This is a genomic window from Leptospira abararensis, assembly GCF_016918735.1.
Classification (GTDB): domain Bacteria; phylum Spirochaetota; class Leptospiria; order Leptospirales; family Leptospiraceae; genus Leptospira_A; species Leptospira_A abararensis.
In genome coordinates, this window is the sequence record NZ_JAFFPR010000018.1 from 157,089 (window position 1) to 176,384 (window position 19,296).

Sequence of the window (19,296 nt, forward strand, 5' to 3'; positions counted from 1 at the left end):
AAAAAAACCACTTTAGATCAATGCACAGAAACAACAACCAACTAACAAATAATATATTTTCATTCAAATTAAAAACTCATTTACGATTTATCCGAAACTCACTCTTATCCCTAAGCCTCCTTTTGACTTTTTCTCTTTCTGCGGAAGAACTGGCTACTCCCACTCTAGTGGTTGGAAATCCACTTCCCGAAATCAATTATACAAACCAGTGGGAAGAACTTTGTCCCATTCCAGTGGAAACCACAAAGGTTTTGTTTATCGCCGATATGGATGCGAGTAAAATCATCCACCCGATCTTAGAGAAAGAAGGAAAAGGATATTTGGAATCCAAACAAGCAGTTCTAATATCAGACATTCATAGAATGCCATCACTCATTTCAAAATTTGTGGCCCTACCAAAAATGAAATCTTATCCGTATACTCTTCGTTTGGTGAGAGAGGAAAAACTAGCCGATCCATTCCCAAGGACAAAAGGATCTGTGACCATGATCCAATTAAAAGAGGGAAAGATCACAAAAATCCATATAACAAATTTGGAAACGGAGATTCGTAGCTTTTTGGATACACCGCAAGGCAAATAATAAGTGAAATCTCTTCCTTTCCAGAACCAACTTAGATCCTACTTTTCGCATACCGGCGAATTTGTGTCAAAATACCTCTTTTTTCCATTAAAATGTAAAATCTACTTGAAAACGACGTTCTCTATTCACAAAATCTCTCCCTGAACCTATCTTTTTCGTTACGAGAGAAATACTATGGCACTTCCTAAAGTTTGTGTAATTGGCGCCGGATCCTCCGGAATCACAGTCATTAAATCCTTAAAGGAACATGGCATTCCTTTTGATTGTTATGAAAAAGGAAGTGATGTGGGTGGAAACTGGCGTTACAAAAACGACAATGGCCTGAGTAATATTTACAAGTCTCTCCATATCAACACGCATCGGGACCGGATGGAATACCGTGATTATCCGATGCCCGCAAATTATCCTGATTATCCCAACCACGAACCGATTCAAAAATACTTTTTATCTTTTGTAGACCACTTTGGGCTTCGTAAACACATCCAGTTTAAAAATGGTGTGAAAAAAGCGGAGCGAACCGAAGAGGGAATTTGGAAAATCACTCCCGAAAAAGGACCTGTCCAATACTACGACGTGTTAGTTGTCGCCAATGGACACCATTGGAATGAACGTTGGCCCGATCCCGCCTTCCCTGGAAAATTTTCTGGCCAAATCATACATTCCCATTCATACGTTGACCCAAAAACACCTGTTAATTGCGAAGGAAAAAATGTCGTGGTTCTTGGAATGGGTAACAGTGCGATGGATATTTCTGTAGAACTTTCAAGGCCCGGTGTTGCTAAAAAAGTATTTTTATCAGCAAGACGCGGCGCTTATGTGATTCCCAACTATCTATTTGGAAAACCTTTAGATAAACTAACCGAGTATACACCACATTGGGTTCCGTTTTTTATCCAACAAACACTCGCTCACCTTCTCATTCGTTTCGGCGTAGGGAAAATGGAAGACTTTGGTTTACCAAAACCAGATCATAAGTTTGGATCAGCTCACCCTACCATCTCACAAGATTTACTGGTAAGATTAGGGCGTGGTGATATCAAACCAAAACCGGTGATCACCGAACTCAAAGGTAAAAAAATTGCCTTTGCCGATGGAACAGAAGAAGAAGCAGATGTTCTTATCTATTGTACGGGATACAATATCAAGTTTCCTTTCTTTGAGGAAGATTTTTTATCTGCACCCAATAACTACATCCCGCTATTTTATAAAATGATGAAACCCGGAATCAAAGATTTGTTTTTTGTCGGTCTTATGCAACCGTTAGGTGCTATCATGCCACTGGCAGAATGCCAAGGAAAATGGATCGCGCAATATCTCACGGGAAATTATGTGTTGCCTTCCAAAGAAGATATGGAGAAGGCCATAGAAAAGGACCAAGCGGATATGAAAAAACGCTATGTGAGTAGCACACGCCATACCATCCAAGTGGATTACGATACCTTCATTTATAATATGAAAGAGGAAATGAAAGCTGGTAAAAAAAGAGCCGCAAAACTCGGAAACCATTTGCCAATCGAAGCCCGAGCGGGATTGTTTTCGGAAAGCCTTCATGTATCTTCCAAATCCTCACAAAAGAAATTGGTGCGTAAGTAACCCATTCCTTCATTTCCTCCTCACAACCTGTCTTTCTCTACTCGGGACAGGTTGTGCTTCCAAAGGGTATTCCTACCAAGGAAACCCTCTCTTCGGATGGATGGAATCCTCAGGCGAAATTCGAACCACAGACCCTTATCCCATTCTCAAACGGTATCCCTCCTTCCAAGCCACTGATTTCGAATTTCCCGTAGGGGGAAAGTATGCCGAAGGGTATTATTTGGCCCAAAAATTTGGCGCTGAAAATGGAAAGTTTGGCGGTCGCAAACACTTGGGGGAAGACTGGAATTCCGTGACTGGCGGGGATAGTGACTTTGCTGCCCCTGTTTATGCGTTTGGAAACGGAGTGGTTTCCGAGATCGCCGACTACGGGGGTGGTTGGGGAAAAGTGGTTCGGATCGTTCACCATCATAATGTCGGCAATGGAGATTTTTGGTTTTTAGAAACGGTCTATGCCCACCTCCACACGATTGATGTAGAACCTGGACAATTGGTAAAAAAAACCGAATGGATTGGAACCATTGGAGATGCAGGTGGAAATTATCCGGCCCACTTACATTTCGAACTTCGTTCGGTCATTGGGGCACCGTTAGGTGGAGGATATGCTCTGAAAACTGAAGGTTTTTTGCCACCCACTCGGTGGCTTATGCAGTATGGACCAAAAGAAAAATCTTTTTCTGAGGATAGTTTTCAGTTTCTCATCGAAAAGGGAGGAACTCTCTGATCTATTATTTTTTATATACGAATTTAGTAACTGCTGATAAAACCTAACACTTCGTCTTCTTTCTCAGCATTTGTGTCATAAAAATTACAATGGATTTCATAAAGAGGTTCACTTCCCACTTTTTCGCACTTCAAAGTTTTCACAAGAAAGTCGACAGAACCTGTCATAGAAATCATTTTTAAGGAAACTTTCAATATCGAAGGCACTTCGATGTCATAAGGATGGAAAAACATAATCCCCCTGGCACTGATATGTTTTTTAGAATCATAATCCTTTAGGTGTTCCAATTGAACTTCGAATGTGGCGGGGATTTCAGTATAATGATTTGGTTTCATAGTCTTGGTGTATATTGCAACAAACATAGTATCATTGATACTCTCATTCAATTACTATTTTATTACGTTCCTATAAATCTTTATGCAAAAACGATATTGAATCCTGCAAGAAGGACAATGAGTCCAACTCCCCAGGCTAAAATTCGAGGATCCCAAAATGGATTTGTTTTATCCCGATCTGAATAAATCAAACCATGAAGATCTTTGGTGGTATCCTCTGTTTCTATATAACTCACAATTACCATCGAGAGAAAACAAACTAAACCTGAATAAATCGCCCCATAAAAATTAGAAACCATATCCGATTTGTAATATAAAATTCCCAATGAATATAGGATAAAATGAACGAGGCCACTAGATGTTCCAAGGATCATACCGTAAAAGGCACTCCAACCGGAAGCACGTTTCCAAAACATCCCGAGCAAAAATATCGAAATGAGAGGTGCATTAAAAAAAGAAAACAGAAGTTGGATGTAATTCATAATGTTCTCAAACTGCATGGCAATGTAAGAAGCAAAAATGGCGAATACAATAGCAAACATAGTGGAACGTTTTCCTACCTTTAAATAGTCTTTATCCTCTTTGTTTTTACTAATATATGTTTGATAAATATCATAAGTAAAGATAGTATTCATGGCGGTAATGGAACTGGACATACCTGCCATAAAGGCGGCAAGGAGTGCTGTCGTTCCAAGACCTAACATTCCAGAGGGATAAAAGTTCTTCAATAAGATGATAAAACTTTTATTATATTCGCCATTCATCTCTTTCGAAAATTCTGTTAAGGCAATTAATCCCGGTATCACTGTTAAAAATGGTAAAAATAATTTGAACATAGCTCCGATAAGAGGAGTTCTTCTTGCGGCTCGAAAATCTTTAGCCGCCATGGCCCGCTGCACTTCTGTAAACCCACAAGTCCAATAGGAAAAAGATAATACAAAACCAAGGCCGACTGTTACACTTAACAAATCCCATCCAAGTTCATTTTGTCCACTCACAAGCCCCTGCCACATATGTTTGTGAGAATTTGGAATTTTTTGCATAAGCCCATCCCAACCGCCTAACCTAGTCAATCCGATGATAACTAGTGGGAACAAACCAAGGACAGTTAAAAAAAATTGCATTACCTCTGTATAAATAGAAGAACTGAGTCCCCCAAAGTAAGTATAAATGAGAACAATACCGGCACTAAACAAAATGGAGAAATGAGGATTCCAACCAAACATAGTTTCAAAGACCAAAGACAATGAGTAGAGATAAATTCCAGAACCAAGTGCCAGTGATAACAAGGTAATCAGTGAATTGACTAAATGAGCGGGCCTATTGAAACGATAACGCAGGTATTCGGGAACACTTCTGATTTTTGAGGAATAGTAAAATGGCATCATAAAGATCCCAAGAAAGATCATTCCGGGGATCGCCCCTAAATAGTAAAAATGGAAGGTCAAAAAACCATATTCTGCCCCGCTGGCACTCATTCCTAACAATTCTAAGGCGGAGATATTGGCCGAGATAAAAGCAATTCCCGTAATCCAACTGGGGATATTCCGTCCTGCGAGAAGGAAATCGCTGGACTGGTTCATGGATTTCTTTAATAAAACTCCAATCACCACCATAAATCCAACAAAAACAAAAAGGATGAGATAATCGATGAGAGAAAGGGTAACGAACATAAGCTCGTAAAAGATGAGAAAACGAACCTTTGTAAAGTGGAAATCCCGAATCTCACCTACCCTTGCTTATTTTCCTTCAAAATTTTGAAGATTTACCGACATTCATTGTAACTCTTTGACCGAAAAAGACTTTTCGAATTATGTCACATTGATAGATTCGGAACCACCAGGAGGACCTATGTTCTATCTTCTTTTAGCCCTGCTTCACGAAGACTATTCTTCAGGAAGAATCGATTACTCTACCTATTTCGAAAATACCGTCCTTCTCGCCCTAGACCACGAACGCATCAAATCCAATCTAGAACAAAGTAAAGCCGCTTAATTCGAATCCTACACTAAAAACCTGGGGTTTCCTGCCAGGTTCCTTACGGAATTTTCTCCTTGTTCTAGGAAGTCCTCTCTGTACGGTAACAGAAAAATCACATCTCAGGAAGATTAAATGACATCGGCCAAACTCCTTACTGCTACCCTCCAAAATTCTCAAAAATTTTTCCTTCAATTTGGGGGACAGGGTTCACCTTATCTAAAAGAACTCGTAAAATTGTACGCAGAACCAGAACTCAAAGAATTTTTCGAAACTAGTTTCAACACTATAGCTGAAATTGCCGCACGTGATGGCAAAAGTCCCCTCCTCAATGAGGGATTCGATTTCAAATCTTGGATTGAAAATCCAGACGCTGCTCCTTCCGAAGATTATTTAGCCCGTGCCCCCATCTCTGTACCGGGAATCTTTATGACTCAAATTGCAAATTATGTTTTGGTTTCCAAACGTGGCTACCCAACAGCAGATTTGATCAAAGCAACGGGAGCACTCAGTGGTCATAGCCAAGGGGTCATTGCTTCTGCCTTAGTGGGTCTTGGATTAGATGGGGCCGATTTTCTTAAAGCATACTCCGACTTTTTAAAGTTTGTTTTTTACCTAGGATTTAACGGTCAAAAAGTTTATCCTAACTTTGTAGTATCTGAAGAAGTCGTAAAAGAAAACGAAGCAAACGGCGATAAAAATCCAGCTCCTATGGTTGCCGTGATTGGTTACACTAAAGATGAATTAGAAGAAAGAGTGAAAAAAACAAATGACTCTCTTGGACTCAAAGGCCAAGACACAGTTTTTATTTCTCTTTATAACACTCCTGATTCCATGATCCTTTCGGCACTTCCGTCTTCCCTTCTTGCCTTCCGTAAACAATGGAAAGCCGAGATGGATGAGAAAAAATTCAAGTTTGTTTATTTAAAAACAACAGCACCTTTCCACTGCCCATTTATGGAAACCTCTCTCGACAAATTCAATTCAGAAGATGCATCTGTAGTTCCATTTCCTTATACTGGTGCTGATTTAAAAGTTCCTGTGTATAGTATCTTTGATGGTCATAACTTGCAAAAAGACGGAAACCTTCGTGACATCCTTTTTAAGATGGTATTGATTGAACCACTTTACTGGGATTTGGCGATCGCGCCGATTTTTAATGACAGTGCGATTAACACAATCATTGACTTTGGACCAAGTGTTGTGAGCCAAAGACTCACTGGCGGACACCTAAAGGCAAAAAACATCGAAAAACAATCATTATGTGCTTCAAATGCTAAGGAATTAAAAGTAATTCTAGAAGCATAATGAATCCATCCACTCTTCGGGCCGCTTCCAAATTAAATTTAATCCGCCTTCTGGCTTCACATCCAGAAGGTCTTGGGTTAGAAGAAATCCAAAGCGTAACGGGACACAAATCAATCTCAGCACTCAAAAAAGATTTGGGTGAATTGTATATGATTGAGATGTATCCTTATTCACCGACCGATGCTGTGGATTTAGATTTTGATGGGGAGAAGGTAAAAATCAGACTCCCCATCGCTATTGATTCCGCACTCCCCCTTACCCCAAAAGAATGGTCACTTCTAAGATCACTTTTACTCACACAAAAAACAAAAGAAGATTCCGCACTAAATCATTCTATCTTAAGTAAAATCGATTCGGTAATTCCTTCGGGTGATTGGTCTCCCTATCAAAAATCAAAAGAAACGATTGTAAATGCCATAAACGAAAAAAAAATACTAACAATTGTTTACTGGAAAAGGGATAACCAAGAAAAGGAAACAAGAACTCTAGCTCCGTGGATTCTCTGGGAAGAAAATGATTCTTATCTTTTGGCCTATGACCTTACCAAAAAAGGATTCCGCTCCTTTCGATTGGATTACATTTTAGATATTACCATTACTGATACAAAATACCCGACCCTACCTGACACGGCAGGGGAATTTTTAGAAGGATTCAAACAACTGTTTGGTGCCGATTCCGAGAACACAAACTTGGCCAAACTATGGATTACTGATTCTGCTTCCTACCATTTGGGAATGAAACTCACCCTAACATCCACCGGAGTCCAAAAACAAATTGGGGATACTCTTTACCGAGAATTCACGGCTCCCATCCGAGACCAAAACTGGTTTGTCCAAACCATTCTAGGATATGGAACCTCCATACTCGTTGCAGAACCGAAGGAATTAAAAGACTCCATTCAATTCCACTTACAATCCATAGCTCCTTCACAACCGAATCTTCAAACGCTATCTTAGGGATGAATTCCTTGAAGTCCATTGCAAAGGGAAAGATTAACATTGGTTTAATAGTTCCTTACAAAAGGGAAGACGGGTTACACGAAATCCGTAGTGTTTTTGTCCCCATTAATTTTGGTGATCCCATGGAAATTCAAATCACTCCTCTCCCGGAAAGCCAAATCCCAAGTTTCCAACTGGTTTCCGAAAACCATCTCCACGGTTACCGTTATGAAAAATTCGAAGAAGTTTCGGAAAGGGGAGACCTCACCCGAAACATACTCTACAAAACCTTCCAAAAGTTAACTTCGTACTTGCGAGAACCCGTTTCTATCTCCATCCATTTACAAAAATACCTACCACCCGAAGGGGGAATTGGTGGAGGCAGTAGCAATGCGGGCCTTTTTCTACAAGAACTCTTCCCTTGGACCCACCTTCCGAAAGAAGAAGAGATTCCCTTAGCAAAATCTATCGGTGCCGATGTCACCTTTTTTCTACAGTCCTCGGCTTGCTATGTGAGTGGGATCGGTGAGGTCCTCGAACCCATTTCCGTCGCCAATGGGTCAGGAATTTTGGCCATTCCTCCCTTCGGACTTTCTACAGCATCTATGTATTTAGGCCTTCAAAAAAGTTTACAAAAACCCTATGGTTCCGAAGTATGGAAATCTCTGGCAGAGGATTTAATTCGAAGTCTTCAGGTCGGGGATTGGGCATACCTGCAAAACAGGCTCGAGAACGAGTTTGAAAAAATCGCTTTTCAGACCCAACCCTTACTAAAGGAATTGAAATTAGGGTTCTATGAGTCGGGAGCAGTCTATGCTTCTTTATCGGGTTCGGGTTCTTGCTTTTATGGCATTTATCCTTCAGATAGAGAGAGAGACGAAGCCCAACGCATTGTCTCCGATCGATTCCCCGATATGGAATTTCGAACGTTCTCTTTTTAGAAACTGGCCTGTAGCCAAGCGGTAAGGCAGCGGTTTTTGGTATCGCCATTCCCTAGGTTCGAATCCTAGCAGGCCAGCCAGTTTTAAAAGATCCGATAGAACGAACGATGAACCTACATAATACTGTAACTGCTGTTATTTTGGCGGCGGGGAAAGGAACTCGAATGAAGAGTGAACTTCCCAAGGTTGCGGTTGTACTGAACGAATCTCCACTTTTAATTCACGTTCTTCGTAATATCGAATCCGCCGGCATAGAGCGAAAAGTCGTGGTTGTCGGTTACCGCAAAGATATCGTTACAGATATCGCAAAATCATTTTCTGGCGTAGAATTTGCCGAACAAACAGAACAATTGGGAACAGGACATGCTGTCCTTTCGGCAGAACCTGCCCTTTCGCCATATTCAGGTTATACGATAGTTGCCTGTGGTGATGCACCGCTCATCTCAGCAAAATCATTTTCTGAACTCATAAACCTTCATAAATCAAACGGATATTCTGCGACTGTTCTCTCTGCCAAGATGGAAAACCCTACAGGTTATGGTCGGATCATTCGTTCTGCCGATGACGGTAGTCTTCTGCGTATTGTAGAAGAAAAGGACGCAAGTCCTGAAGAGAAGGTCGTAACCGAAGTGAACACTGGAACCTATTGTTTTACAACGGAAGATCTTTTCGGTGCCCTAAAACAAATCGGTAATGACAACGCTCAAAAAGAATATTACCTCACAGATGTGATCAAAATTTTCAGATCTTTAGGGAAAAAAGTCGGGGTAAAAACTTTGGCAAATGCATTAGAAAGCCACGGTATCAATTCCCCTGATGATTTGGCTCTCGCAAAACAATATATAGATAAAGGGTTGGTTGGAGTATGAATCCCAGCGAAGTAGTTGTATTTTCTGGAAATGCAAACAGACCTCTTGCCGAGGAAATTTGTAAACACCTAGACATTCCTAACGGCCAAATCTCTGTGAAGAGATTCTCCGACGGGGAAAGTTCTGTAAAAATCGAAGAAAACGTTCGGGGAAGGGATGTATTTGTGGTTCAATCCATAAGTTTCCCAGCAAACGACAGTTTAATGGAACTTTTACTCATTATTGATGCCGCAAGAAGAGCTTCTGCTCGTCGTATTACTGCCGTTATCCCTTATTATGGATATGGACGCCAAGACAGAAAGGTGGAACCGCGGGTTCCAATTTCTGCTCGTATGGTTGCCGATTTAATCGAAACTGTTGGTCCTGACCGAGTCCTCACAATGGATTTACATGCTGACCAAATCCAAGGATTCTTTCGCATTCCTGTAGATCATTTATACTTTTCACCAGTCCTTGCCGAGTACATCAATTCACTCGGAATGGATGACCTTGTCATTGTTTCCCCGGATTCTGGTGGTGCAGAAAGAGCTCGTAACTTTGGTAAAAAAGTAAACGGATCTCTTGCCATCATTGACAAACGTAGACCAAAAGCTAACGAGTCTGTGGTGATGCATGTCATTGGTGAAATCAAAGACAAAAACTGCTTATTACTTGATGATATGATCGATACAGGCGGAACGATTGCAAAAGCAGCAACTGCCTTGTACCAAAACGGAGCAAAATCTGTATTATGTTGTGCATCTCACGGAGTTCTTTCAGGGGAAGCACCTGCCAAATTGAATGAAGCTGACTTCAAACAAATTGTGCTCTCAAATTCTATCGCCATTCCGGAGACCAAAAAAATAAATCACTTGAAAACGCTCTCCATCGCCCCACTCTTTGCTAAAGCCATCGAGCGGATTCATAACGAAGAATCAATCTCTAGTCTGTTTTCATAACTTTAAGGAACATAATCATGGAAAAAATCAGTATCAAAGCACAAACAAGAACTTCTAAAGGAAAAGGTCCTGCAAGAAGAATGCGTGTGGAAGGTTTAGTACCGGCGAACATCATCGGAAGCGGTGAAGCAAAATCGGCAAGTGTTGTCGAAAAAGAAATCCAAAAACTCATCGACTCCGGAATCCGAAAGGCAACTCTCATTGACCTCGAACTTGATGGTAAAACAGAAAGAGTCTTCGTAAAAGAAATCCAAAGGTTTCCACACACAGGGCAAATCCGTCACATCGACTTCTTTAAAGTAACTCCTGGTAAAAAGATCCTAACAACAGTAGCAATCAAAACAACTGGTGTTGCAAAAGGATCCAAAGCTGGTGGACAGTTCGAACACCTCGTTCACGAAATCAAAGTGAAGTCAACTCCTGAAGATTTAACGGACGTAATCACAATTGATGTGAGTGGTCTTGATATCGGAAACATGATAAAAGTTTCTGAACTTCCACACCCGGCGTCTTGGGAAATCCTAATGAATGGTGATCCTATTGTTGCTTCTTGTAGTAAAACAAAAGCAATCTTAGCTGCGGAACGTGCCGAAAAAGCAGAAGCAGAAACCAAAGGCAAACCAGCAGCGAAAAAAGCTGGAAAGAAATAAGATCTACTTTTAGGAACCAATGAAGTTAATTGTAGGGCTAGGAAATCCTGGCGATAAATATAATAACAATCGATCTAACATTGGTTTCAAAATTCTGGATGTCATTGCCAACAACATTGGCATCGAAATCAAAACGAAGAAAAAGAAATCTCTCATCGGTCGAGGTGACTTTGAAGGGGACGAAGTGGTTTTACTCAAACCACAAACCTTCAGTGACCTTTCCGGTGAGTCAGTTCTGTACATTGCTTCCTTTTTAAAAATCCAGGTAAAAGACATTGTGGTCATCCATGAGGATGTCGGGTTAGAACTCGGACAAATCGTGGTCACCAAAGGTGGGGAAAACGATGTCAACCCTGGGGTCAACTCGGTTTCTGTCTCATTACGATCCCCTAATTTTATACGAATTCGGATCGGCGTTCTTAATTCAGCCTTTGATCCAAAAAAAAGAGAAGAATTTTTACGTGAAGATTTTGAGCCATTAGAGAACCTGAGCTTGATACAGATCATCAATGACGCCGAAGCGGCGATTCGTTCCATATCCATGGGGGATATTGACGAAGTGATTCAGAAATATCACCTTTGATTTCAGTCTAACTAGCGAGAAGTCTTTACATGAATAAAAACATCAAAACCGTATTTCTATTTTTGCTCGTATTCCTTGTCATTTTGGCAACGGTTTATAAAGGTCAGGACTTCGCCGGTAAACCCGACGAAATCAGCTATTCCGATTTTTTGAATATGGTGGAACCCATCGAAGGGAAAAAGCCAATTGGAAAGATCACTTCGAAAGATGGAAAGGATATCTCCTCTAAACAACAAATCATCATCGATAAAGAACTGATTGAAGGTTGGTACATTCCAGAAATCAGCAAAGACAACAAACCAAAACCTTTCAAAACTAACGTCGCACAGGTGAACGATGATTTGGTGACAAAACTTCGTAAGTCACGCCTAAGTTTTACTGCTAAGTCTACAGAAGAAAACAAGTTTTGGAGTGTAGTTACAGGAATCATTCCATGGCTCTTTGCCCTCGGTATCATTTGGTTTATCATGATGCGCCAACTCCAAGCATCGGGCAACAAAGCATTTACCTTTGGTAAGTCTCGTGCCAAAATGAATGTGGATCCAAAAGTCAAAACCACATTTAATGATGTAGCTGGATGTGAAGAAGCAAAAGTTGAATTACTTGAAATCATTGAGTTCTTAAAAGATCCAAAAAAATTCCAAGCCATTGGTGCCAGAATTCCCAAAGGAGTATTACTCGTTGGTCCTCCAGGAACTGGTAAAACCTTACTGGCAAAAGCAGTTGCGGGAGAAGCGGGAGTTCCTTTCTTCTCTATTTCTGGTTCTGACTTCGTAGAAATGTTTGTGGGTGTGGGAGCATCCCGAGTCCGTGATCTCTTTGACCAAGGGAAAAAAAATGCCCCTTGTATCATCTTTATAGATGAGATCGATGCTGTCGGTCGCCTTCGTGGTGCCGGTCTTGGTGGTGGTCACGACGAAAGAGAACAGACCCTCAATCAGATGTTAGTCGAGATGGATGGATTTGAAATGAACGAAGGAGTCATTGTAATGGCAGCAACAAACCGTGCTGACGTTCTCGACCCTGCCCTCCTTCGTCCAGGTCGTTTTGATAGACAAGTGATTGTAGATCTTCCCGATCTTAAAGGCCGTGAAGAAATTCTGGCTGTTCATTCTAAAAAAGTCCCATTAGTTTCTGATATTTCACTGAACTCCATTGCTCGCGGAACTCCTGGTTTTACAGGAGCTGATCTTGCGAACTTGATCAATGAAGCGGCACTTCTTGCAGCTCGTCGTAACAAAAAACGTGTCACCCAAGAAGAACTCGAAGAAGCACGCGATAAAGTCATGATGGGACCAGAACGTAAATCTATGTTTATCTCTGACAAAGAGAAAGAAATGACAGCTTACCATGAAGCGGGTCATGCCCTACTCGGCACCTTACTGCCGTATACCGAACCTGTTCATAAAGTCACCATCATCCCTCGAGGTCGTGCTCTTGGCCTCACTCAATCCCTTCCTGTGGAAGACAGGCATTCCTATCGTAAAAACTACTGTTTGGATCGAATTGTAATGTCTATGGGTGGATACATTGCCGAAGAACTGATCTTTGGTGATCCTTCGAATGGTTCTTCCAACGATATACAACAAGCAACGAATATTGCACGACGTATGGTTTGTGAATGGGGTATGTCTGAAAAACTCGGAACCATCCATTACGGATCAGGCGAAACCTCCCCATTTATGGGCCGAGACTACGGTCATACAAGTAAACCTTACTCAGAAGAATTTGCGGCCCTAATTGACCAAGAAGTGAAACGCATCATCCAAACCTGCCTTGACAAAGGTCGTGATTTGGTGAAAAAGAACCAAAAAAAATTGGATTCCATTGCGAAAGCGCTCCTTGCCAAAGAAACGATTGATGCACAGGAGCTCATGGACATTGTCCAACCTTCCTTTGACAAATATGCAGATTCTAAATCTGGTATAGGGGCTAAAAAAGGCAAAGGTGCTTCGGCAACAAAACCGGCATACTCTTCGTAAGAAACATTAATGAAGTATTGGCTCTTTAAAACAGAACCAGATGTGTTTTCCATCGACGACCTAATCAGAGAAAAACTCTCTTATTGGGAAGGGGTAAGAAACTACCAAGCACGTAACTATCTTCGCGACGAAGTGAAGTTAGGTGACTTGGTTTTATTCTATCACAGCAGACTAGATCCACCAGGAATTGTAGGTATTGCAGAAGTTGCCAAAGAAGCAACCCCTGATCCTTACCAATTTGATCCCAACCATAAATACTTTGATCCGAAATTGAAAGGAACAGAACCAAGATGGTTTGGAGTACACTTAAAACCTCATTCCAAATTTAAAGATTTGATTTCTTTGGATGATTTACGAAACACCAAGGGATTAGAAAAAATGGTGGTAACACAAAAAGGATCTAGGCTCTCGATTCAACCCGTGACAAAAAAAGAATTCGATATCGTAGTCAAATTAGCAAAGTAACATAAAGCCAATATCAATTCATTTGATGGATGATTTCCCTTAGTTTTTCCAGAGTGATTGGTTTGATTATATAATTGCCTCTTAGGTTGTATTTTTCTGCCTTTCTTAAATCTTCTTCATTAGAAGAACTAGTTACAATATAGATGGTAATTTTTTGAATCAACGGAATCAATGTGAACTCATCCAGAAATTGCCAACCATCCCAAACAGGCATATTCAAATCTAATAATATTAGTTCAGGCAAACTTTCTTTTAAGGAAATTCGTGAAGAAAGCATATCATATGCTTCTTTTCCATTCTGACAAACTAAAGTATGATTGACGAGTCCAGAAAGAGTGATGACTTGTTTTGTCAAAAAAAGATGAACGGGATCATCTTCAACAACACATGCTAAATTAATTTTGTTCATAGGGTAGAAATACCGTAAACTTTGTACCAACTCCTACCGCACTTTCAACCTCAATTTTTCCACCCATGGTCTCTATTTGGTTTTTTGATATAAACAATCCAACTCCCCTTGCTTCTTTGTTTTCGTGAAATGTTTTGTACATTCCAAAAAGTTTATCTCCATGTTTTCGCAAATCGATTCCTTGACCGTTGTCTTTGAAATAAATTTCGATAAATTTTCCTTTTTGTAACCCAGAGATTTGCAAAAAACTATTCCGATCGCTCGCTTTGTACTTAATTGCATTCGTGATCAAGTTCAGCACTATGCTATCCAAATAAGCAGGGATTCCGCTTACAAAAAATGGTGTTGGAAGGTTAAATTCAATTTTTAACTTTGACTCTAAAATTTGTAAGGCCAAACTTTCGATATTTTTCTGAACAATTTGAGCGATATCAACAGACTCATAATTTTCTTGTGCAAGATTCACTTTAATGACTGCAGTAAGATCCTCAATGGTGCGTTTTAAGTTTTCTGTGGCTCCAAACAATAATTGCATCATTTCATTTTGGAAGTAATCAGGATAAGAGTTCTGTAGTATATCCATCATTCCACTAATTCCAAAACTATGTGATCGCAAATTGTGAGAGACAATATTCGTAAAATTTTTCAATCGATGGTTTTGTTCATTCGTGATATCAAGTAACGATTGGATTTCCGCTTCTGCTTTTTTCTGGTCTGAAATATCAACCGCAACACCTAAGTAACCAGATATTTTATCGTTCTGTTTTACTGCAGTAATGGATAAAAGGACAGGAAATGTAGATCCATCCTTTCTTTTATGAGTCCATTCCAGTGTATTTGGTTCTCCAATTTTTGCATTATAAGTTAGGATTTCGAAACCCTCAAAGGTTCGATTGTATTTTTTGGAAAGTAATTTGGCTCTATTTGTTACTTCACTCTCAATATGAAAAATTTTAGGCGTAAACTTTCCAATTAATTCTTCTGCCGTAAAACCTAACATTTTTTCGGCACCATGATTAAATTCTGTGATCGTACCTTCCGTATCTGTACTGATAATTGATACCAATGTACTCGCATCTAAAATAGCTTGGTTTTTTGCTAACGCTATTTTTAATTCTCTCTCAACTAACTTCCATTCCGTGATATCGATAATTTGAGATACAAAATAAAGGACTTTTCCTTCTTCATTTTTTACCATAGAAACCGCTAAAATAGCGTATACGATATTGCCTTTTTTATGAAAATATCGCTTTTCCATTTGATAAAACTTTCTTTTGTCAGTTACGAGTTCCTCTAAATAACTTAAATCCAGGTTTAAGTCCTCGGGGTGAGTGATATCCTGAAACGTGAGCTCCATCAATTCTTTTTCAGTATACCCAAGGATGTCACAAACTCGTTTATTAACTTTAAGCCATCTACCAGTTTCATCTAATAAGGCCATTCCAATCGCAGCGTTATCAAAATTTCCGCGAAATGCATCTTCGCTGATACGGAGAGCCTTTTCCATTTTTTTGATTTCGTTTATCGCTTGTTCTGTGCCATAAACAGAAAAGTGAGTTCCATCTGCTTTATGTCCAAATAAAATCAATTCGTTTCTTTGAGATAGACCGACTTTAGATATTTCTTCCATTACAATAATTGTTCGATTGGCAATGTCTCGGAGGAGTTCCTTTTGTATGGAACTGAGTGTTTTTGGTTTTTCATTAAAAATAGAAATGAATCCAAACAAGGATCCATCCTTTTGAAACATTGGAATTCCGACAAAGAAGCCAATTGGGACATTCGTGTTTATATCAATGGATTTTGGTTTGTTTTGGTAATTTTCGATTATGGTGATATCTGTTACTGATTCTAAAACCCGAGAAGTAAAGGAAACCAACTCAAGGCTTTGGTTGGGTGAGGTTCCAAAGGAACTTAGAGGGGTAGGGAGTTTTTCGTCTAAAGCGGTAATTAGCGAAATTTTCGCTTCGCAAATCTGCGCGGCAAGTTTTGCCAAAAAATCTAATTCGCTAATACCCAAATAGAAAAAAATGAAGCCTTACGGTTTTGCCGTAAATACTTGCACTGCCTTTACTTTATCAATATCATAAAACTTTTTGTCTTTGTAGAAGGAAGTTCCCGCACCCATATAAGTAAATTCTGGATTGAGAATATTTTTTCTATGGCCTGGGGAATTAAACCAAATTTCTACCACAGTCTTTGCCAAACTCAAATAAGTGTGATTGGGAATGGGTGTCCCTGCTTTTGTATAACTGAAAAAAGGGCCGCCGTTTTGTACGGGGGTGAATACAGCCCGTCCCCCTTGGTATTGAATTCCAAAGGCATTGATAATATTTTCTGCTGAATAAGTGTCTGTAATTCCCACCAAATCCAAACGGTCTCGCAAGGTTTCTTTCCCATTCACGGTGCTCGTATGGGAATAAAAATCATAGGTTACCATATCTTGCGCATGTCCGAAGGCAGCCTGTTCACATTTTTCTGAATATTTAAAAGGACGAAGCCCAAGAGATTTTCTCTCTTTAGATGAAACATAAAAAATTGCGGCATTTAACAACGGATAATCGACTTTTGCAAAATCGATATTTGAATTTGCAGGTGCATAGGATGGAAATGTATCTTCTGTAAACGATTCATATTGTTCCACTTTCCACTTATCTGAATCAGGTAGTTCTCTTCCATCTTCAATACTTTCTAAAAAAGCTAAATTAGGATTTTGTGGTTCCACAACTTTTTCTACAGGTTCTGGTTTTTTGACTTCAACAACGGGAGTTTTTTTTACCTCGGGAGTTTTACAAACAAAGGTAAACAGACTCAAAACAAAAACAACTGCTAACGTTTGCGATTGAATTGTGGGAAGTTTTAATTTTAGTAACAAGTTCATAAAGTCTCCTATAAGTAACGGTTGTAGTCTTGGACTACATTGTGGATTAGATTTTTTTCTTTATTGAAATGAATTGTTTTCGCTTCTTTGATTCCAGTTTCCCAGATAAACATAAATGGAACTCCAAATAGAGTAGAATGTTTTTGTCTGTATTTCTCTCGACCAATGAGTTTTTCGTTTAGATAAAAATCGGCATGAAGAACTCTTTCTTTTGAATAAATGGATGGTAAAAGACCAGCAGTACCTAACATAAATAATGTGGAAATGGATGAGACCCAAAAATGTTCATATTCATTGACTTCGCTTGTATACAAATCGATGTGATGGTTGGCCCTGACTCCATCCGATAAAACACGCCCAAAGTACCCCGTTTCCACTAAATATTTTGTATAAATGGAAGTGATTTCTCGTTTGGTTTTATCGTTTTCGGGCGTGGAAACTTTAATGGTAAGGATAGCAATTTGTTGTTTGAAGTCTGGTCTTGCGATGATGGGAACATCTTCGCTCATATAATTATAACAAGAAAGAAGAAAAAATGGTACAAATACGGAGAGAATTCTAAGAGACCGAAACATTCGCATAATTCGAAAGTAGAGTAATGGACATCCGAAAGAGGAAAAGTCTTTTTTTTAAAACCTAGAAAAATCGACAATCCCCAATAGGTGTAAAATAAGTCCCCCAACCGTCACAAAAAAGGTCCATGCGATGATGGAAATGATCCCTCCCACTTTTAACATCTCGACACTTCTGATTCCACCATAACTGAAAGCCAAAGCATTGGGTGGAGTGGATACAGGAAGAGGCATGGCAAGGGATGCACCAATAGTAGCGCCGATGGCAGCTGGCAAAATGAGATGAGTGGGTAAACCCATAGTGATAGGAAGAATCAAATTGGCAACACTGGTGTTACTTAAAAAACAAGAAAGCCCAAGGGAAAGGATGGAAAAAAACAAAAACAATCCCAACTGACCAGAATCACCTAACATAAATAGTTGGACAAAATGTTTGGCAAGGCCTGTTTCTTCAAAAGCTTTTCCAAGAGCAATTCCTCCCCCCATAAGAATGAGCACATCCCAAGAAAGGTTTCGAAATTCTTTTAAATCTAAAAGTCGAAATCCAAAAAAAACAATCACTGGAAATAAAGCCACAGTTCCATTGGACACTCCATGCCAATCAGAGGAAATCCATCCAATGATTGTAATTGCGATGATCCCCAACGCAAACGAACGATCTCGTTTGGATAATGATGGATTCACATCCGATACTTGAATGGAAGCTGTTGAATTCCCTGATTTGTCTTTTTTTAAGTACACAATGTACAAAAGAATAGCAAGTGCCAATACGGAGAGGATGAAAACTGGAAAAGCAAATCCCATCCAATTTAAAAATCCAATTTCTAATCCTCTTTCTTGTAAGTATCCAATCCCTATCACATTGGGAAGAGTTCCTACTGGAGTTCCAATTCCACCCAAGTTTGCAGAAAAAGGAACAATGAAAAGAAGTGATTTTCGTAAAGGATTGTTCTCTTCCAAAGACTTCATCATCGAAGAAACCAAACCCAACATCATCGCCGCAGTAGCAGTATTGTTCATAAAGCAGGATAAAAAGGCAGTGGCAAAACCTAAGGAAAGAACCAGTAAAAAGGCAGAACCTTTTGTTTTTCGAATCACAAACCGAGCAATGGAGGAATCCAATCCATAGGATGTAATTGCCGAAGAGATTACAAATCCACCTAAGAATAGTAAAATGGTCTCAGAAAAATAACAAGAAAGGAAAGTAATCGTTTTTGGTGCCCCAGGCCCCCAAGCCGGAATTAACCAGACTAGTTCTAAAAATAGAACTAAAAAGCCCGTAACATAGAGAGGAAAAAGTTCTGTCACCCAAAGAAAGGAAACTAGTAAGGCAATTGCCAAATTGATCTCTTGAGGCCTGCTTAGACCGAGCCAGTTTTGGTACCACCCGAAGAGGGCAGGAATCACGGCAAGACTTGAAAATACAATACCAGCTCTAATCATTGTGACTTGACGATTTACACTCTCCTGATACTTTTTCGATAGACTCGAATCGTTTCAAGCAAACAAATAAAGTGAGATTTCCCCTCGATTCGTAATGTTCATTTTTT

20 protein-coding genes and 1 tRNA gene are annotated in these 19,296 nt (G+C 39.8%); 14 read left to right on the forward strand and 7 right to left on the reverse strand.

From position 1 onward, the window contains the following. Nucleotides 1–20: 20 nt before the first annotated feature. The 3 genes from JWG40_RS05550 to JWG40_RS05560 all read left to right on the forward strand — a co-directional run bounded on the left by JWG40_RS05550 (nucleotide 21) and on the right by JWG40_RS05560 (nucleotide 2,898). Complete coding sequence (locus JWG40_RS05550; RefSeq protein ID WP_205284857.1) at nucleotides 21–581, forward strand: hypothetical protein; 561 nt, start codon at nucleotides 21–23, stop codon at nucleotides 579–581. 174 nt (nucleotides 582–755) lie between these two features. After that, a complete protein-coding gene (locus JWG40_RS05555) occupies nucleotides 756–2,174 on the forward strand; it encodes a flavin-containing monooxygenase (protein WP_205284858.1) in 1,419 nt (472 codons plus the stop codon). Next, nucleotides 2,131–2,898 carry a M23 family metallopeptidase gene (locus JWG40_RS05560; protein WP_205284859.1) on the forward strand — a complete coding sequence of 256 codons (768 nt, stop codon included), beginning with the start codon at nucleotides 2,131–2,133 and terminating at the stop codon, nucleotides 2,896–2,898. The genes JWG40_RS05555 and JWG40_RS05560 overlap by 44 nt, the downstream gene beginning before the upstream one ends. A gap of 23 nt (nucleotides 2,899–2,921) precedes the next feature. Here the strand turns inward: JWG40_RS05560 and JWG40_RS05565 are convergent, their stop codons facing one another. Both JWG40_RS05565 and JWG40_RS05570 read right to left on the reverse strand, forming a co-directional pair. Continuing rightward, on the reverse strand, nucleotides 2,922–3,233 hold the full coding sequence (locus tag JWG40_RS05565; RefSeq protein ID WP_205284860.1) for a hypothetical protein: 312 nt from the start codon (nucleotides 3,231–3,233) through the stop codon (nucleotides 2,922–2,924). 80 nt (nucleotides 3,234–3,313) lie between these two features. After that, nucleotides 3,314–4,906: a sodium:solute symporter family protein gene (locus tag JWG40_RS05570; RefSeq protein ID WP_205284861.1), complete on the reverse strand. Its 1,593-nt coding sequence runs from the start codon at nucleotides 4,904–4,906 to the stop codon at nucleotides 3,314–3,316. A gap of 178 nt (nucleotides 4,907–5,084) precedes the next feature. Here JWG40_RS05570 and JWG40_RS05575 point away from each other — a divergent pair, with 178 nt between their 5' ends. The 11 genes from JWG40_RS05575 to JWG40_RS05625 all read left to right on the forward strand — a co-directional run bounded on the left by JWG40_RS05575 (nucleotide 5,085) and on the right by JWG40_RS05625 (nucleotide 13,884). Beyond that, complete coding sequence (locus JWG40_RS05575) at nucleotides 5,085–5,228, forward strand: hypothetical protein (RefSeq protein WP_205284862.1); 144 nt, start codon at nucleotides 5,085–5,087, stop codon at nucleotides 5,226–5,228. 117 nt (nucleotides 5,229–5,345) lie between these two features. Then, nucleotides 5,346–6,518 carry an ACP S-malonyltransferase gene (locus JWG40_RS05580; protein ID WP_205284863.1) on the forward strand — a complete coding sequence of 391 codons (1,173 nt, stop codon included), beginning with the start codon at nucleotides 5,346–5,348 and terminating at the stop codon, nucleotides 6,516–6,518. Beyond that, complete coding sequence (locus JWG40_RS05585) at nucleotides 6,518–7,474, forward strand: WYL domain-containing protein (RefSeq protein ID WP_205284864.1); 957 nt, start codon at nucleotides 6,518–6,520, stop codon at nucleotides 7,472–7,474. The genes JWG40_RS05580 and JWG40_RS05585 overlap by 1 nt, the downstream gene beginning before the upstream one ends. A 2-nt stretch (nucleotides 7,475–7,476) precedes the next feature. Beyond that, nucleotides 7,477–8,397, forward strand: coding sequence for a 4-(cytidine 5'-diphospho)-2-C-methyl-D-erythritol kinase (locus JWG40_RS05590; RefSeq protein WP_205284865.1), 921 nt, complete (start codon nucleotides 7,477–7,479; stop codon nucleotides 8,395–8,397). Nucleotides 8,398–8,401: 4 nt separating this feature from the next. Further along, nucleotides 8,402–8,477, forward strand: a tRNA-Gln gene (locus tag JWG40_RS05595). Nucleotides 8,478–8,504: 27 nt separating this feature from the next. Then, a complete protein-coding gene (locus JWG40_RS05600) occupies nucleotides 8,505–9,266 on the forward strand; it encodes a sugar phosphate nucleotidyltransferase (RefSeq protein WP_205284866.1) in 762 nt (253 codons plus the stop codon). Further along, nucleotides 9,263–10,204: a ribose-phosphate pyrophosphokinase gene (locus tag JWG40_RS05605; protein ID WP_205284867.1), complete on the forward strand. Its 942-nt coding sequence runs from the start codon at nucleotides 9,263–9,265 to the stop codon at nucleotides 10,202–10,204. The genes JWG40_RS05600 and JWG40_RS05605 overlap by 4 nt, the downstream gene beginning before the upstream one ends. Nucleotides 10,205–10,221: 17 nt before the next feature. Continuing rightward, nucleotides 10,222–10,854, forward strand: a complete 633-nt coding sequence (locus tag JWG40_RS05610) for a 50S ribosomal protein L25/general stress protein Ctc (protein WP_002977145.1) — start codon at nucleotides 10,222–10,224, stop codon at nucleotides 10,852–10,854. 19 nt (nucleotides 10,855–10,873) lie between these two features. Next, a complete protein-coding gene (gene pth / locus JWG40_RS05615) occupies nucleotides 10,874–11,437 on the forward strand; it encodes an aminoacyl-tRNA hydrolase (RefSeq protein WP_205267925.1) in 564 nt (187 codons plus the stop codon). Between the two features lie 29 nt (nucleotides 11,438–11,466). Beyond that, nucleotides 11,467–13,419, forward strand: coding sequence for an ATP-dependent zinc metalloprotease FtsH (gene ftsH, locus JWG40_RS05620; protein WP_205284868.1), 1,953 nt, complete (start codon nucleotides 11,467–11,469; stop codon nucleotides 13,417–13,419). A gap of 9 nt (nucleotides 13,420–13,428) precedes the next feature. Continuing rightward, on the forward strand, nucleotides 13,429–13,884 hold the full coding sequence (locus tag JWG40_RS05625; protein WP_205284869.1) for an EVE domain-containing protein: 456 nt from the start codon (nucleotides 13,429–13,431) through the stop codon (nucleotides 13,882–13,884). A 13-nt stretch (nucleotides 13,885–13,897) separates the two neighbouring features. Here JWG40_RS05625 and JWG40_RS05630 read toward each other — a convergent pair whose 3' ends face one another. The 5 genes from JWG40_RS05630 to JWG40_RS05650 form a co-directional block, all read right to left on the reverse strand. Continuing rightward, entirely contained in the window at nucleotides 13,898–14,293 is a 396-nt protein-coding gene (locus tag JWG40_RS05630; protein ID WP_205284870.1) for a response regulator, read from the reverse strand. Next, nucleotides 14,280–16,313 carry a PAS domain-containing sensor histidine kinase gene (locus tag JWG40_RS05635; protein WP_205284871.1) on the reverse strand — a complete coding sequence of 678 codons (2,034 nt, stop codon included), beginning with the start codon at nucleotides 16,311–16,313 and terminating at the stop codon, nucleotides 14,280–14,282. Before JWG40_RS05635 ends, JWG40_RS05630 begins: the two co-directional genes overlap by 14 nt. A gap of 18 nt (nucleotides 16,314–16,331) precedes the next feature. Further along, on the reverse strand, nucleotides 16,332–17,174 hold the full coding sequence (locus JWG40_RS05640) for a CAP domain-containing protein (RefSeq protein ID WP_205284872.1): 843 nt from the start codon (nucleotides 17,172–17,174) through the stop codon (nucleotides 16,332–16,334). A gap of 8 nt (nucleotides 17,175–17,182) precedes the next feature. Continuing rightward, nucleotides 17,183–17,683: a hypothetical protein gene (locus JWG40_RS05645; protein WP_332470272.1), complete on the reverse strand. Its 501-nt coding sequence runs from the start codon at nucleotides 17,681–17,683 to the stop codon at nucleotides 17,183–17,185. 120 nt (nucleotides 17,684–17,803) lie between these two features. Next, the gene (locus JWG40_RS05650; protein ID WP_205284874.1) at nucleotides 17,804–19,189 is read right to left on the reverse strand and encodes an SLC13 family permease; all 1,386 of its coding nucleotides are present in this window, start codon (nucleotides 19,187–19,189) and stop codon (nucleotides 17,804–17,806) included. Nucleotides 19,190–19,296: the final 107 nt, after the last annotated feature.

Bases quoted from the DNA above. Each gene is read 5' to 3' on its own strand.
- JWG40_RS05550 (WP_205284857.1), top strand. From the start codon at position 21: ATGCACAGAAACAACAACCAACTAACAAATAATATATTTTCATTCAAA.
- JWG40_RS05555 (WP_205284858.1), top strand. From the start codon at position 756: ATGGCACTTCCTAAAGTTTGTGTAATTGGCGCCGGATCCTCCGGAATC.
- JWG40_RS05560 (WP_205284859.1), top strand. From the start codon at position 2,131: ATGTATCTTCCAAATCCTCACAAAAGAAATTGGTGCGTAAGTAACCCA.
- JWG40_RS05565 (WP_205284860.1), bottom strand. From the start codon at position 3,233: ATGAAACCAAATCATTATACTGAAATCCCCGCCACATTCGAAGTTCAA.
- JWG40_RS05570 (WP_205284861.1), bottom strand. From the start codon at position 4,906: ATGTTCGTTACCCTTTCTCTCATCGATTATCTCATCCTTTTTGTTTTT.
- JWG40_RS05575 (WP_205284862.1), top strand. From the start codon at position 5,085: ATGTTCTATCTTCTTTTAGCCCTGCTTCACGAAGACTATTCTTCAGGA.
- JWG40_RS05580 (WP_205284863.1), top strand. From the start codon at position 5,346: ATGACATCGGCCAAACTCCTTACTGCTACCCTCCAAAATTCTCAAAAA.
- JWG40_RS05585 (WP_205284864.1), top strand. From the start codon at position 6,518: ATGAATCCATCCACTCTTCGGGCCGCTTCCAAATTAAATTTAATCCGC.
- JWG40_RS05590 (WP_205284865.1), top strand. From the start codon at position 7,477: ATGAATTCCTTGAAGTCCATTGCAAAGGGAAAGATTAACATTGGTTTA.
- JWG40_RS05600 (WP_205284866.1), top strand. From the start codon at position 8,505: ATGAACCTACATAATACTGTAACTGCTGTTATTTTGGCGGCGGGGAAA.
- JWG40_RS05605 (WP_205284867.1), top strand. From the start codon at position 9,263: ATGAATCCCAGCGAAGTAGTTGTATTTTCTGGAAATGCAAACAGACCT.
- JWG40_RS05610 (WP_002977145.1), top strand. From the start codon at position 10,222: ATGGAAAAAATCAGTATCAAAGCACAAACAAGAACTTCTAAAGGAAAA.
- pth (WP_205267925.1), top strand. From the start codon at position 10,874: ATGAAGTTAATTGTAGGGCTAGGAAATCCTGGCGATAAATATAATAAC.
- ftsH (WP_205284868.1), top strand. From the start codon at position 11,467: ATGAATAAAAACATCAAAACCGTATTTCTATTTTTGCTCGTATTCCTT.
- JWG40_RS05625 (WP_205284869.1), top strand. From the start codon at position 13,429: ATGAAGTATTGGCTCTTTAAAACAGAACCAGATGTGTTTTCCATCGAC.
- JWG40_RS05630 (WP_205284870.1), bottom strand. From the start codon at position 14,293: ATGAACAAAATTAATTTAGCATGTGTTGTTGAAGATGATCCCGTTCAT.
- JWG40_RS05640 (WP_205284872.1), bottom strand. From the start codon at position 17,174: ATGAACTTGTTACTAAAATTAAAACTTCCCACAATTCAATCGCAAACG.
- JWG40_RS05645 (WP_332470272.1), bottom strand. From the start codon at position 17,683: ATGAGCGAAGATGTTCCCATCATCGCAAGACCAGACTTCAAACAACAA.
- JWG40_RS05650 (WP_205284874.1), bottom strand. From the start codon at position 19,189: ATGATTAGAGCTGGTATTGTATTTTCAAGTCTTGCCGTGATTCCTGCC.